This is a genomic window from Pseudoalteromonas sp. D15MCD-2 (genome assembly GCF_038562745.1).
GTDB lineage: Bacteria > Pseudomonadota > Gammaproteobacteria > Enterobacterales > Alteromonadaceae > Pseudoalteromonas.
Genome location: NZ_JBCFQE010000001.1, coordinates 2,208,794 through 2,224,442 on the forward strand (window position 1 = coordinate 2,208,794; position 15,649 = coordinate 2,224,442).

General features: G+C 40.3%; 11 protein-coding genes and 1 pseudogene. 1 reads left to right on the top strand and 11 read right to left on the bottom strand.

Features of this window, described 5'->3' with window-relative positions; genetic code table 11:
* Positions 1-89: 89 nt before the first annotated feature.
* The 5 genes from AADY36_RS10095 to AADY36_RS10115 form a co-directional block, all read right to left on the bottom strand.
* Positions 90-2,771 carry a 7TM diverse intracellular signaling domain-containing protein gene (locus AADY36_RS10095; RefSeq protein ID WP_342408938.1) on the bottom strand — a complete coding sequence of 894 codons (2,682 nt, stop codon included), beginning with the start codon at positions 2,769-2,771 and terminating at the stop codon, positions 90-92.
* 37 nt (positions 2,772-2,808) lie between these two features.
* A complete protein-coding gene (locus tag AADY36_RS10100) occupies positions 2,809-5,073 on the bottom strand; it encodes a TonB-dependent receptor (protein WP_342408939.1) in 2,265 nt (754 codons plus the stop codon).
* Between the two features lie 142 nt (positions 5,074-5,215).
* Positions 5,216-7,447 carry an NAD(P)-binding protein gene (locus AADY36_RS10105; RefSeq protein WP_342408940.1) on the bottom strand — a complete coding sequence of 744 codons (2,232 nt, stop codon included), beginning with the start codon at positions 7,445-7,447 and terminating at the stop codon, positions 5,216-5,218.
* 2 nt (positions 7,448-7,449) lie between these two features.
* Positions 7,450-8,397, bottom strand: coding sequence for an acetoacetate decarboxylase (locus AADY36_RS10110; RefSeq protein ID WP_152968920.1), 948 nt, complete (start codon positions 8,395-8,397; stop codon positions 7,450-7,452).
* Between the two features lie 46 nt (positions 8,398-8,443).
* Positions 8,444-9,019 (bottom strand): hypothetical protein, encoded by a 576-nt coding sequence (locus tag AADY36_RS10115; RefSeq protein ID WP_055198726.1) that lies wholly within the window; start codon positions 9,017-9,019, stop codon positions 8,444-8,446.
* Between the two features lie 642 nt (positions 9,020-9,661).
* Here AADY36_RS10115 and AADY36_RS10120 point away from each other — a divergent pair.
* Positions 9,662-10,522, top strand: coding sequence for a hypothetical protein (locus AADY36_RS10120; RefSeq protein ID WP_342408941.1), 861 nt, complete (start codon positions 9,662-9,664; stop codon positions 10,520-10,522).
* Positions 10,523-10,582: 60 nt separating this feature from the next.
* Here AADY36_RS10120 and AADY36_RS10125 read toward each other — a convergent pair whose 3' ends face one another.
* The 6 genes and pseudogenes from AADY36_RS10125 to AADY36_RS10150 form a co-directional block, all read right to left on the bottom strand.
* Positions 10,583-11,161 (bottom strand): YceI family protein, encoded by a 579-nt coding sequence (locus tag AADY36_RS10125; RefSeq protein ID WP_054561236.1) that lies wholly within the window; start codon positions 11,159-11,161, stop codon positions 10,583-10,585.
* A 1-nt stretch (position 11,162) separates the two neighbouring features.
* Positions 11,163-11,717: a cytochrome b gene (locus AADY36_RS10130; protein WP_054552924.1), complete on the bottom strand. Its 555-nt coding sequence runs from the start codon at positions 11,715-11,717 to the stop codon at positions 11,163-11,165.
* A 228-nt stretch (positions 11,718-11,945) separates the two neighbouring features.
* Positions 11,946-12,980 (bottom strand): annotated as a pseudogene (locus AADY36_RS10135) (acyltransferase family protein).
* A gap of 103 nt (positions 12,981-13,083) precedes the next feature.
* On the bottom strand, positions 13,084-13,935 hold the full coding sequence (locus tag AADY36_RS10140; RefSeq protein WP_342408942.1) for a GNAT family N-acetyltransferase: 852 nt from the start codon (positions 13,933-13,935) through the stop codon (positions 13,084-13,086).
* Between the two features lie 243 nt (positions 13,936-14,178).
* The gene (locus AADY36_RS10145; protein ID WP_054552922.1) at positions 14,179-15,015 is read right to left on the bottom strand and encodes a segregation and condensation protein A; all 837 of its coding nucleotides are present in this window, start codon (positions 15,013-15,015) and stop codon (positions 14,179-14,181) included.
* Between the two features lie 8 nt (positions 15,016-15,023).
* Positions 15,024-15,644, bottom strand: coding sequence for an L-threonylcarbamoyladenylate synthase (locus AADY36_RS10150; RefSeq protein ID WP_055021149.1), 621 nt, complete (start codon positions 15,642-15,644; stop codon positions 15,024-15,026).
* Positions 15,645-15,649 lie beyond the last annotated feature (5 nt).

Below are 15,649 nucleotides of genomic sequence, written 5' to 3' on the forward strand. Positions count from 1 at the left end.
GCCTTCCCAGCAAGGTGTTTTAATAATATTAATATCAAGAAATAGCTAATTTGTCTGTGCTCACAAAGAAATAGCCGCTATTCAAGCAATCAATGCGTTACCTTGGTTATCTCGTCTTGCATGGCACAAAATAAGGATGCAATAAGCTGCGTATCGAGCGTGACGGTATCTTTTTTAAGCGCAGCATCAACGGCAACCGCTTTAACATAAAGCGTTTCACATTCGAACATGTTCGCAGCGCCTTTAAGCATATGAACATTTCTGCTTAAGCCATCAATGTCCATCTTTTTGTATTGCTCGCGCATTTCTCTATATTGTTCTTCAAGACCTTTTATGTAGTCATCTTTAAGCGCCTGAAACTCTTTTTCAGGTAATTTGATATCGGCTAACTCATCGCAATCTAAGTAACTGGCAATTTTATGGCTAAACGCGTTTCTATCAATTGGTTTAGCGATTAAATCATTGAAGCCTTGCTTCATATAACGGGCAATTTCATGCTTCATGGTATTCGCTGTCAGTGCAATGATTGGCGCACTCACTCCCGTTGCTTGCATCATTTTTAATGCTTCTTGACCGTCCATAATCGGCATTTGAATATCGAGTAAAATAAGGTCAAAGCTGTCTTCGAGGGTTGCTTGCACTGCGTCTTTACCATTTTCAACGGTAGTCACTGTCAGCCCCATACGCTCTAATATTCGCGCAATTAAGCGTCGGTTGTCTGGGTGGTCTTCGGCAAGTAATACTCTGCCCTTTAAGTTCTCTGGTGCATCAAGCTTACTAAACGGTGAGGTTTCAACGAGCTTCACTTCGCTCATATCATTAAGCCAACGTGTGTTATCTGTGGTATACACCGACATAGTGAAAATAAACTCACTGCCAGAGCCGACATTACTTTTAACGCTAATATCCCCATCCAATTTCTGCGCAAGGCTCTTTGAAATATTAAGGCCAAGACCCGTGCCACCATATTGCCTAGAAATACTTGAATCCGCTTGATAAAAGGCACTAAACAGGGCTTGTTGCTCTTTGTCTGTCATGCCAATACCAGTGTCTTTTACGCTTATCGACAACTTATCGTTATGACAGCTCACCGTTAAAGTTATACGCCCCACTTGAGTGAACTTAAGGGCGTTGGTTGTTAGGTTTAATAAAATTTGCCTTAAACGACTCGGATCGGTAATTAGGTAGTCTGGCAACGGGAACTGATAATCAACACTGAACTTTAAGCCCTTATCACGGATTTGCTTGCCAATAAGTGACTCAATATTGGCAATCGTGGCAAACAAGTCTGTTTCGACTAAATCTATTTCTAGCTTGTTGGCTTCAATCTTCGACATATCGAGAATATCGTTTATTAATCCAAGAACATGGCGGCTATTTTGCAATATAACGCCAATCCCATGGTTGCGCTCATGAGGCTTAATGTCCCCGAGCATAATGCCATCTGCATAGCCAATAATTGATGTCATTGGGGTACGAATTTCATGACTGATATTCGCTAAAAAGCGACTTTTAGCTTCATTCGCATCGCGAAGCTCAGAGGCAAGTTCTTCAAGCTCCAAGGTTCTTAAATGTACTTTTTCTTCTAGATTTTTGTTAAGTTCTACGTTGTCATCGTGAAGCAGCCTAAACTTATCGGCCACAGCAAACGCCAGCAACATGGCGTCCATGGCTGTGCCTATCAAACCCAATAAATATAAATTAATGGAGGTAGCTGGCAGCAAGCCTAAATTAGTTAAATTACCGACCATATTCGGTAGCATCATGGCAATGTAAGCCAGCACAAAATAGCGTGCTGGCTTAAAGCCAATGAGCATACAGCGAATACCTATGTATAAGCCTAAACATAAAGCAACACCAGTTACTAACGTTGACCAATAAAAACCAAAGCTTGGCCATAAAATACAAAACGGAATACCCAGAGTAGCGATTACACCCACCGTCAGGGATAATTGCGCCAGTTTCGGAAATGTTTCTTTGAGTTTAAGTAAGTTGTTGTAAAACAGAATATTGGTTAAGGGTGTGAGGGCAAAGCCGAGCCAGTGAAGATGAGGATTATAGTAACCAAAAAGCTGATCAGAAATATGGAAAAAATGGCTCCAAGCAAACACCCAGGATGCAGTAAATAGCGCGTAGTAAAGGTGTGTGACATCACGAGAAACCAAGTAAATTAATAAGTTATATAAACCAAGTGCAATCCCCACCCCAAAGCAAAGCATCATGATCATATTTTCAATGGTTATGTTTTGAAAATAATCTTGATAAGGCGTTAATACCAGCTTTGCGGGAGTATAAAAGTAGTCACTCTCAAAATAAGTGATAAGCGTATAGTGCTTACCTTTTTCAAGAGATAAGCGATTACCATAGTGAAAAGCAAATTGATTCGGCTCGACCCCACCGGTTACAAAGTGCTGTATCGGGGCAGTTGGATCAGTTATATCGTATATGCGGCTTTCTATTTTCGAAACCAAGGTGTTATACGGATAGAGAACTAAATCTTCGATATCACTTAAATTTTCAATTTCAACAATTAACCAATAACTACCGCCAACCGAGCTTATTCGAGATTGCGGTTTTTTGCTTGCTCGCCAAGCATCAATCGCAGCAACCGATTGCGGAAACATATTATCATTTGCCGTAAACACTTCACCGACATCATGAAGATTTTGATCAGCCACGGCGTCGGTGTAGACAAACGTATCTTGTGCATTAGCCGAAACACTTAATAAAACTACAAACAGCAGAGTGCTTAAATACAGCTTTAACCGCATTCACAAAACCCCTGTACCATCGTGGAGTTGGCAACGACTAGAATTGCAGTGAAACATCAAAGCCATAGCGACGCCCTTCCCCTTTAAAGTCTTCAAGCATGCCTAGGAACGAACTTAAATCGAACTTTAACTGACTGTATTCAGTATCAAATAAATTTTTGCCCCATAAAGTAAATGACCAATTATCAACATCATATTTTAGATGCGCATTAACAATGCTAAAGCCGTCTTGGCGGGCATATGGATTCATGTTCTGGTCAAAATAAAACTCAGACTGATAATCGTAAATAATGTTGGCCGATAACGGATACGATGCCAAGCTGGTATCGTATTTTAATCCCGCTGATACATTCCATTTAGAGGTAAACGGCAGTTGGTTATCGGTAATACTGTTGCCAAGTGGGTCAACGTAATCTTCAAATTCAGCATGAGGGATATAGCCAACTGAAAGTAGCATGGCTAATTGTTTAGTTGCTTGGTAATTAATTTCAGTTTCAAGGCCATAAATAGTTGAGTCAGCCACATTTTCAAGTAATTGCACTGGGGGCATTTGCGGTGTTTCTGAGGCTTGATTCATAAACACTTGTTGGTCGTTATAGTCATAGTAAAACGCCGCCCAATTCATTCTAAGTTGCTTGCCAGGCCAGAACGACTTTAAGCCAACTTCATGGGCATTTAAGCGCTCTTTACCGTAGTTTGCTAACATTGCTTGTTCTTCAGATGACAAAAAGCCGCCGTTGTAGCCACCACTTTTACTACCATTAGCAAAACGATAATAAAGATTGCTTGTATCTGAATAGCGATAATTAACGGCAAATTGACCAGTAAAGCCATTGTCTGATTGCTCATCGGTAACGCGATAAAATGGTACAAGCACTCCGTCTAAGTCATTCACATCAACCACCGCATTTAACGTGGCGATTGAGTCATATTCAAGTGACTCATAGTCATATCTAAGACCGGCTGTGATCATCCATTTATCTGCGACAGGCACTTCAATTTGGCTAAATACAGCCAAATTTTGCATCTTGATTTCGTTATCGTAGATAAAGGTCGCGGTTAAATTTGTCGGTAAAATACCCCGGAAATCACGCAAAATATCATTTAGATTATCTTGCTCAATCGTCTCATCGGCAAAATAAACACCACTGGTGAGTGTGTAATCAGCAAATTCGTTTAATAACCTGAATTCTTGGCTAAATAGTTGAGTATCTAACCCTAATACTCCTTCGCACAAACGAGCTGGCGAGCCATCGCAGTTAAAGGCATGGCTTCTCTCTAAATTGTTAAAGCTCGAAAGTGAGGTAAATGTACTTTGCTCGTTAAAATGCCAATTCACTTCGGCGATAAAACCGTAGCCATCAGATTTATGAGGTGAGTCGTTATTGACGCTCACAGCAAAGAAGTCATCACTGCCATCATTAAAACCAAAGTTATCAAAACAGCGTGTTGAGCCCGCATCTGCTGGTGAACACAGCTCACCCGTTAAAGGGTTCGCGACAATACCAATACTACCAACTGGCTGGGCAATACCATCCCAATCTTCAATATGCGCTTGCAGGTAAAGATCAACGTCATCCCACTCAGACAAAAAAGACACACGGGCATTTTTTTGCTCCATGCCTGCTGTTGGCGAGTCTGCATAGATATTATTTGTTGAGTATTCGTAGTCTTGATAGTTAACCGCAATTCGCAATGCACTAGAATCTGATAGTTGTTGGTTCCACATACCATCAACGCTGGTGGCGTTGTTATTGGCAACACCTAATGTCAACGCGCCATAGCTATCAAACTCAGGGCGATTTGAGCGTATAAGTATTGCACCACCGGTAGAATTACGACCAAACAAGGTACCCTGCGGGCCGCGTAAAATATCGAGCTGTTCAATATCGTACAAGTTAACAATTTGATTATTGGCAGACCCCACCGCAACGCCGTCAAGATACATGGCAACAGGTGAAGTATTCGCCGTATTATAATCAAGTAACCCCACCCCACGGATGCTGACAGCGGGAGGCGTCCCCTCTGCAGCGTTTTGGGTAATTTTAACGTTTGGCGCAAACAAACCAATTTCAGTTGAATCTTTAAAATGCTGAGCTTTTAAAATTTCGCCATTCACTTGGCTTACCGCCACACTCACGTCTTCAATTGCTTGCAGACGCTTTTGTGCATAAACGCTAATAACTTCCATGTCTTTTTCAGTCTCAGCTCCTTGTGCAACAGCGCTTGCCATTACACATGCCGCCAAGCTGGTGCTCGACAACATCATAAACTTAGGATCTTTAAGAAAAGGACGCTTCATTGGCTTTTAGACCTTAAAAGAGGGAAACTTGTTAAATTGTTGTAATTTAGTGGTAAGTATAGACCAAACAATAGATTAAAGTCGCATATAAATCATGTAATTTCATGACTTATACGCATACTTTTTTACAACTTTATTCACACTAACCTTTTTCGAATGCATGCTCTCCGCTGATTTCGCTTGGCCAACCACATATTGCCCGCGCTGTTTGCATACCGGCCATCACAGCAGCCTCAACACAGCCTGCATTAACCCCGGTTTTTATCCAGTCGCCAGTGATGCGCAAATTAACAAACTGACTGCCATCTGTAGCCAGGCGGTATTTACTCGAATCAACCACAGATAAGACATAGCGCTCACTGGGATCGACATTAACGCGCCAATATTGCTGCTCAAGAACAGGTAAAATGCTATGCGGATCACTGTAAAATACCTGCCAATCAAACTTGTTATCAATATAGGCTTCAGGCCAAAGTGCCCGCATATCTGAGCTAAACAAATTATGCATATTCAATTTTACTTCGGCTTTCATTTGCTCAGGGAATTGATGTGCACTGGCAGGTGGGTAGTTTTCGCAGCTAAACGCACTGCAAAAATAGGCAATGTTCACTGGCGCATTTTCACTTGGCCAATCTTCTTTATCGAGTAAGTTACCCATTGCCGCCCAGGTATCAAACGGCTCGACAAAGCCACTTAAAATAGGCCCTTCGTGAGCAGCATTAGTTTGCGTAAAGCCAAGTTGTGGGTCGGTTTTATTCAACCATACTTGGCAAGCTTGAGTCGCCACACTTTGAACTTTTGTTGCTTGTTGAGAAAGCGCGTAATCTACAGCTAAAAGTTCAGAGGCAACGTGTTCAAGAGAGGCAACCGATACACCTAAAATCAGTGTATCAAAATCAATACCATGGCGAAGCGTCACTGTTGGCAAGGGGGTGCTAAAGTGTTCTTGATACACCTCGGGCCAATTGCTCCAAAATGACTCTAAATTAATTTGATATTCTTGCAATAAGTGCGCTTGTTCAGGGCTGATTTGCTCATACAGTGGCTCACTTGGCCAGCATGGCAGCTGTTTTACATCAATGAGCGGGTCATAATCTTGGCCAACTAAACTCACCTGTTGGCAAAGCTCAATTTCACTCACCAGCGGCTCACCTTGGGCAGTTTGCCCAGCAGATAAGTTAGTTAACTGATGGAAAAACTTAAACTTAACACCGCGCTGCTTTAAAAGTTCATAAATTGGTCCGAAAATAACATCGCCCATGCCTGCTTGCATTTTCCACATCACGCCGCCTTTATAGCAAAGACCTATACGTAGCATAGCAAGGGCGGCAACGCCTGCTTCAACATTGGGTTTACTAAAGTCACCTTTAGGGTAAGCGAACACCAAATCATAAAAGCCGCGCACTGGCGCTGAATCGACGCTGTAAGTTTTATTCGCACCATTTTTTTCGAGCCACTGACGAAAATCGTAGCAATTAATGACACCAAAACCGTCGCGATATACTTTGTCTTTAATCAGTCCTGTGAGCATTGCAATCGCAAGATCGGCACAAATATAAAGTCTGCGCAGCTCTGGGTTGTCATCTAGTAGATCAATAACTTGGTCTTTAAACCAACGTTTTAACTTTCTGACGATGTACCAAATCACCAGCCGATCGGCCTGCTTATCTGTATGGGTAGCCTGCTTTTCGGTGAACTGCAGCAAGTGAGTTATCAATGTTCGTGGGTTCGAGGCAATTTCAGTTGCACCTGCTTCAATATCATCAATAAACTGCTTTGCGCCATTTAAATGGGTATCAATGTCTGCTTTGATTTCTTGATACATGTGTTTGAGTAACGATTGATCCCGTGATTTTTTAGTCACTAAAATGGTTTTAGCATCTTGCTGCTGACAAACATGCTCAATGCCTTCGGTCCACTTTTTTAGCCATGCTAATGTCATGGTAACAAAGTCCCACACTGTTATATCTAGGCTTCCATCAGCGGGGTTGCCTTCAACGGTAGGAAAATCTATCGGCCAAGTTTGCCATTCATTATCAATAAACTCTTGTAAGGCAATAAAACTGTGTGGTTTAAATGCCTGCTGCCAAGTAGCTAATGAACAACTTGCAGGTCGATTGAGTGAGTTATACACCCCTTCTAAGGTGCGAAAGCTATTCACATAGGCGCCAAACCAAACATGTAAACCATGCTCTTCGATGCGCTGTCCAAAATGGACGTTTCGGCCACTCGCCCCTTTACCGCCAAGGCGCCAACCCTGTTGATAAACGGTAATTTCGCGCTGGCTTTGCCAATTAGCTTGCTCGGTTAAATACACTGCCGCAGTCATCGCTGCAACACCGCCACCAACAATGGTGATTTTTTCTTTTTCCATGGTTACCCCTGTGCTGGTAACAGTTGTGTTGCGCCAAGCTGGTCAAAATCCATATTGACGTAAAAAGGTAAATGAACTGCTTGTTTGCCAAGTGCGATGCCAAACATGTCATTCAAAGGAAAGCTCGCAAGAGCTTTTACATCCAAACTAAAATCATTGTGTAAAAGTTTTAATTGGTGAATTTTTTTGATTAACGATGGTGAGTGAACCACGCTTTGATAAACGGCTTTATCTCCTTGGCCATCGGGAAATTGTTTAAACAAAATCTGATCCATCTGCGGATGAATAAACCCGTCTAACAGTTGTTTAAGAAGCGATAAATCAATGCCTTTAATTTGCGCATCAAACAAATCGGTAACGTGTTTAGAAAAATGCGATAAGTTATCGAGTAGGTTTTCCTTGGTACTTGCCTGTGTTTGCTCAATGGTTAATAGCTCATGCATTGCTAATTTAGAGTCTGGGTTAAACACATCAAAACATTCTAAAGAAATACTAAAGGCGCCCGCATCACTCACAGTCGCAGGCATTTGATATTCACAGAGGTATTTATTGTAGCCCCAGGCTTCTCGGCCATTAATCAAAGCATAAATGTTATTGACGCTAATAAATGCCGGATACCAATATAAATGGCTAATATCACCATCTTGCATTTTTGCTACCGGCAGCCAAATAATAATATCGGTTTCTTGCATCCAGCCATGCTCTGAAAACGGTGGCGTTAATGAAGAAATTTTTTCGATATCAGTGAAGGTAAGTAAACAAGTACTCCCTAACACATTAAACGAGGTTGATTCGGTTGCTAGTAGATTTAAAGTTGCATCAACATAGTACTGCATTTTTTGCTCGCAGCCAGACACAAAAAAACCATACATTTGCGCGTTGATCATTCGACAAGGTGGTTTAGCAACCGGGTTAGATAAGAAGTGGCTGTAATTTGTTTGGTCCGTCATAGTCATTACTTATATTGTTGTTTAGTAATGACTATAGACCAGTTTTTTAATCGTTGGGGACAAGTTCTGAGTTACAACACTCTTTTAATAGCTGTTCGGTAAATTGCTGATAACCGAGCTGATTAAAATTCTCAGATAGCGGGTTCATAAACCCATGACCATAGTCGGCTATTTCACAGCTCACCTTGGCTTTACTTTTTAATGAAGCAATCACTGGCTTAATATCAAAATGCTCTTCACTGTGAGGAAAAATAAATCGACAAGGAACGTTAGCCTCAAGCTCTAGGTGATGTCTAACTTGTGATGGATAAAACGCAATAATTTTTTTAATAAATGAATTTTTTAACTCTGCTTGAGCTCGCCAAACGGCAGCTGCGCCTGCACTAAATGCAATAATCGTGGTTGGCTGACGAATAGTAGCCATTTTTAAATGTACTAGCTCAAAATAACTGTCATGGCCGCATTGAGTCATAAAATGTTGATATTGAAACTGCTCATTTATGGGGAGCTGAATTTCCCCCATGTAAGGGTCACAAAGACTCACTTTACCACGAAGCTGCTGAGCAAGCAGCGATAAATGCGCTGTTTTACCGAATATATCTGATACCAAAAGGTAATTCATAAGCATACTTCTTATTGTTATTTTGTGCCTAATCACAATACGCCTGTTTCTGTTAAACATCCAGAGATTATTTTTGATGTTTAAAAAATAAACCTTGCGCTTAATTGATTCTTACAGTACTCTGATTGTCTGGTTTTTAGAAACCACGCGGTTAACCCCTTACCTTGATCCAGTAATTCCCGCATATTCGTATAAATACTTGCAGCTTGTTCACTAAATGACATTTTGATGAATTTTCAAATCATCACCAAACTGTCACAAACTTAGTCGACACTGTTAGCAAGACAACAAATGTCGGTCTGTATTTTTTAAATGCCTATTAAAGCTCTACAGACACAGACAAAAGAAAAAGTGAGTTTTATTATGTCATATAAATACAACGGATCTTTGATCCAGATCGCACATCCAGTGCAATCAATCTCGGTAAATAAACAGCGTGTAATTTTTAGTGACACGCAGGGCTTAAAAAATGCCATCTTCCAAAAGGCTAGTGATGCACGCCAATTTGTGAAGTGGTTAAAAGCCAACTAAACCCTACCGATAAACGCCAGCCAACAAGCTGGCGTTTTAGTTTTCACCACCAGCCACATAAGCCTATATTCCTGCTACACTTATATTTTAGTTCCTAAATAGGTAGTAACTATGCGTAGTGTGTGGTCTATTTTACTATTACTTTTTTGCTTGCCAGCTTATGCAAATAAGCAACCTAAAGCCATTGAGTGGATCATGGTTGATTTTGCCCCCTACTACATCATGCATGATAAATATGAAGGCACAGGTCGTGATGAAAGTGTGATCAAATTATTAGAAAAAGCACTGCCTGAGGTTTCATTTAAACGCACTTTATTGCCAGCCAGTCGTGCTGTGCATGAACTATCAAACCCACAAAATAATTACTGTATGCTGTCGTTATATCAAAGCGAGCACCGCAAGCAGCATATTCAGTTTACTGAACATTCATCAACTGTTGGTTTGTCGCCGTCTATTGCAATACGTAAAGAGTTAGCAACAAAACTTAAGCTAGACTCAACAAAACCTGTGTCACTTAAATCATTACTAGCCGAAAACCTTGCTTTAGGGGTCTCTATGAGCCGCTCTTTTGGAGCAAATATCGACAAAGTTATTAACGAAAGTCATGACGCTAATATTATCTCACGCCCCGGCAGAGACACCCTCGCAAGCCTAACTTATATGCTACAAAAAAAGCGTATTGATATATTACTTGGCTACCCTAGCGAACATTATTACTTGGCTCATTCCATGGGCTTTGAAGATGACTTAACTCAACTATCACTTACTGAAGCTCCGGCGTTAAGCATTGGCTATATAGGCTGCACTATAAACAAGCAAGGTGAAGTAACGGTAAAATTATTAGATGAAGCTCTTGAGAAAATCGCTCATACAGATGCTTTTCATGATGTTTTAGTTCGCTGGCTACCCGATAATTTGCAGCCCATTTTAGAAAAGAGATTAAAAGATAGAAACGAAAGTGCCGCTCATTAAGCGGCACTTTTAATTTTACCAACCCACAGTTATGCGAATTGGCGGTCGTATTAACGGTGCTTACTTACGTACACCTTCAATGAATAAACCAATATCAACATGGGTTGAAGCCGGACCAAGGTTGTAGTCAATACCATAGTCAGTCAATTTAAGACTTGTTTCGCCTTCAAAACCAACACGGTAACCACCCCACGGATCTTTACCTTCACCTATTTTGTCAATTTCAAAAGTAATGGTTTTGGTTACACCATTTAAGGTAAATTCACCTGTAACATCTGCTTCGTCACCGTCTTCATCAAACTTGATTGAGGTACTTTTAAATGTTGCAGTTGGGTATTTATCAACATTTAAGAAGTCTTTACCGCGTAAGTGCTTGTCACGCTCAGCATGGTTTGAGTCGATGCTTTTAGTATCAATCGTTACATTGATTTTAGATGCATTAGGCGCTTTATCGTCATAGCTAAAATCACCCGAGAAAGTATTAAAACGACCATGTAACCAGCTGTAACCTAAGTGCTTAATTTTAAAAGTTACAAATGCGTGTGCACCGTCTGTATCAATAACGTAGTCAGCTGCATTTGCGTTTGCTGTTGAGAAAAGTGCAGCACTGAGTGCTGTGCCTAATAGTAATTTTTTCATGTTAATCATCCTTCAATGGTTTGATCATTCTAATTAAGGTTTTATCTTTATCGATAAAATGATGTTTTAGTGCCCCTAAAGCATGCAAAACAACCACAGCTATTAGCCCATACGCGGCATAAAAGTGAATTTTACCTGCAATATCTTCTTGGTTTGCGACCGACTCGGGTAATGCCGGTACAGCAAATAAATTAAATACTTCAATTGCACGGCCATCAGCCGTAGAGATTAAATAGCCAGATGTCACAATGACAATTAAAGCTAAATAAATTAGTTTATGGACTGAGTGTGCAACTCGATTCATTGCTTTTGAACTACCTGCAACAGGCTCAGGTTGGGTGCCTAATAAGCGCCAACCAAAACGAAACAACAATAATGCAGCTAAGGTAATACCCACGCTTTTATGTAAGTCCAATGAGCCTTTATACCAAGCGTCGTAATAGGTTAGCTCAACCATATAAACGCCTAAGCCAAACAAACCAAACACCCCAAGTGCCATTAACCAGTGTACTAAGATGGCCACCCAGCCATAACTTGACTTTGAATTCTTTAACATACTCATTTCCCATGAGAATCGTGAAACTAGATACATCTTAAATGACGGCTTATATAATGAAAATAGCGTAAAACGAACAGCTTCTGTGCATATATGCACACCAAGGGAAAGGGTAAAGTTGTAAGGGGAAAGGAAAAAGACAAAAGGTGTTAGGTGCTAGCAGTTTATGGAGAGTTTATTACCGCAACATTAAAATTGTATCTTCAGTAAAAAACGAATGTAGTTCCGCTAAGCTTGGCTGGTGGCTGAATTTGGCCGATTAGATACTTTTCTGCGAATTAAATTTGCTACTGGCTTTTCAAAAAATTGATATGAAATTGCTGCTGCAATGACACTCAGCAGCAGAGATAGCAAGAGTTTTAGCTCAATTGACACGTCTAATTGGTTCACCTTTGCGATAATTGGCATATGAAGCAAGTAAAGCGAGTACGATATCTTCCCGATAAAATCACCAAATCGATTAGCGAGCAATACATTATTGTCTGGCACGAGGAAAACAACACAAAAGAAAACAGAGCTCATTACAAGCAGAACTTCATAACTCAACCACATTCTTACCTTATCAGCAGAATTTATGGGAGAAAATGCAGGGTACAGCAAAGGAATAAAACCAAGCGTTAATACAAACCAATGTTTTCGCAAGTAATATGGAATAGTTAATGAACGATAGTTCATACCCAACATAACCCCGACAAAAAAGAAGGGTAATGTCCTAAATACACTAAACAGATTGTATGGAACACCATTAATATCACCATAAATACGTGGATAATTTGTAAAGAACAACAATAGCATTACAGCTAAAATTGAAAGATAAATATACCCTGATCTATTTTTCGACATTGCCCAAAAAAGTGTAAATATAAAATAAAAGTGTATTTCTGGCGGTATTGACCACAGAACACTTTCGCCATAAATAAACAGTAAATGGGCTATTAAGGTCTCGGTATCAGGAATGTTATAAAGAACAGAGCTACCATTATTCGATAACAATTAAGAGGCAAGAACAACCACTAAATACAGAGGAATAACTCTAGCAAAGCGAGCAGAAAAATAGCGGACAATATTATCTTTGTTAAAGCCTTTTTCTATATATAGATAAGACATCAAAAAGCCACTAAGAAGAAAGAAAAGCATCACCCCATATGCCCCTGAGCCCCCTCCTAACACACCACCAAGCCAATTAGTTATATCGCTAAAATGAGTGAAAAAGACAATGAGCGCAGCTAAAGCTCGCAGTGAGTTCAGTTTTCTAATTTCCAAAATACGTCCTTGGATGAATTTGAGCGCTTATTTTAACAAGCTCTTACTAGCGTTTAATCGAGCTTTGAACATCTCGTGAAATTGAATAGCTATAGAATTTAACTCAGCCGATTTCAAAAGAAGTAACACCAAAAATACGATTTAATGGTAAACTCGGAGATTCGTTGGTATACATTCTGGCAGTTTCAAATGACACCTGCATATTGTACTTCTGTGCTAAAGCGACAGCAGCTTGATTGATTTCTGGCGTATCAAGGAAAATAGCGTCAGATGCACTCACTTTAGATTTTAAAGCAAGGAACAAAGGTTCGGCCAATTCTGGTGAGTCGGCAAATAAAGGGCCAATTTTAAAGCCATTCTGACATTTGCGAATTACCCCGTATCCTGCCAATTTCCCATTGCTCATTACGCCCAACGCGTCGCACTGGGGTTGGTTTAACCATGCTTTAGTAAAGTTTGCTCTATTAGCAGGGAAAAAAGCCTGTTCGTATGCGTCAATAATTTCGAATGGCACGGCATTAAGAGCAACAATATCTGAATTTTGTGGTGAACTACCACCACCTACTCCTGCAAAACGAATATTACGATAGGCCAGATTAAAACCAGACCTTTTGTAGTTCTCTTGCTGTTCCACCACACCATCAAGGCCAATATTCAACCCTTCAAGACGCTTTAATGCGGCATTCCAGATTTGCATTCCGTAACCTTTACCACGGTAATCAGGTTTAACAATATAAAAGCCGATAAAGCCAAATGCATTATGGTAATTAATGGCAGAAATTGTAGTAATAGGTTCATCGTCTAGAAAACCAACCAGAAACCCTTCAGGATCAGCTGCAAAGTAACACTCTGCATCATTAAGGCCTGGATTCCAACCTTCTGCTGCAGCCCAATCAATCATGAGTTCGACTTCCTTCTTGGTCATGGTTTTGATTGTAAAGTGTTTACTATGCATCTGCTTTCCTTATATTTTCAGTTTATACCAATTCGCTTAATTAAGTGATCTATTTTGAGGCAATAAAACCTCGTTAATAGCAAGGCAAAAATTTCGTTATTTAGTTGTTCTAAATCAGAAATTTTTAACGCAGATAGCGACAGGTTTAATCCCTCAAAATGATTAAGTATTATTGCGGATTGGTATTACTATGACAGCTAACTTAAGACTTACCGCTTAAAACTTAAAGCTATTAACCTCCAGCTATTCGCTTTCTTCCACCAAACCAACATAAATCTGACTATTGGCATCAACTTGAAAGCAGCTGATCAGGTTTTCTTTCACCAGCTCTAACATGGCGATAAAGCTAACGACAACACCACTTCTGCCCTCTTCTACCGTAAAAAGAGTACTAAAAGGCAACTGTGATTGAGCTTCTGAGAGTTTATCTAAGATTAAGCTCATGCGTTCACGGGTCGATAAGGCTTCTGCGGTAATATGATGGTGTTCAAATGTTTTGGCTCGGGCCATAACGTCGCTTAGCGCAACTAACAGGTCTTTCATGTCAACGTCAGGTAACAGTACCTCACGTTCACTGAATTCTGGCACAAGTGCTTCAGCAACAAAGATATCGCGGCCTTCGCGAGGGATCTCATCAAGATTTTCTGCGGCTTTTTTAAATTGTTCGTATTCTTGTAAACGTCTTACAAGCTCAGCTCGAGGGTCTTCTTCCTCTTCAAGCTCTTCATGTTTTGGTAGTAATAATCGTGATTTAATTTGTGCTAATAACGCCGCCATCACAAGGTATTCACCAGCCAGTTCAAGCTGAAACTCGCTCATCATTTCAACATAACTAACGTATTGCTCTGTAATACTAAAAATAGAGAGCTCTAATACATCGAGTTTATGTTTTTTGATTAAATACAAAAGTAAATCGAGAGGACCTTCAAAGGTTTCTAAAATGATCTCTAACGCATCGGGTGGAATGTATAAGTCTTCAGGTTTATCAACCACCGCTTTGCCATGCAAAAAAGCCAGTGGCAGCTTTTGCTGTACTGGCTCTTGTAAATTATCTGGCGCGTCAAGCTCTGGGCTAGTCAATGAAGTCTCTACTCAAATGGTTTAGTATCACCACAACCCACACGTAAGATTTCGATATCATCATCCGACAAGTCAATTACTGTGGTTGCCTGTTCAGGAAGATAACCACCATGAATAATTAAATCAACTTGCTTTTCAATGCGATCGCGAATTTCATCAGGATCAGCCTCGGTATATTGCTCACCCGGTAAAATTAAAGAGCACGACATTAACGGCTCACCTAATTCAGCCAATAAAGCACAGGTGATTGGGTGTTCGATAACACGAATACCAATGGTTTTTTTCTTTTCGTTTAATAAACGCTTTGGTACTTCTTTAGTGCCTTTAAAGATGAAAGTATAAGGCCCAGGGGTGTTATTTTTAATTAATCTGAATAACTGATTATCAACACGAGCATAGGTAGATAGCTCTGATAAGTCACGACAGACCAAAGTAAAGTTATGGTGTTTTTCAATACCACGAATACGTTCGATGCGCTCTTTTGCTTGCTTATTACCAATGTTACAGCCAAGTGCATAACCCGAATCGGTTGGGTATACGATAACACCGCCCTGCTTGATAATATCAACCGCTTGGCTGATTAAGCGTGGTTGCGGATTATCTGGATGAATATGAAAAAACTGACTCATTACAC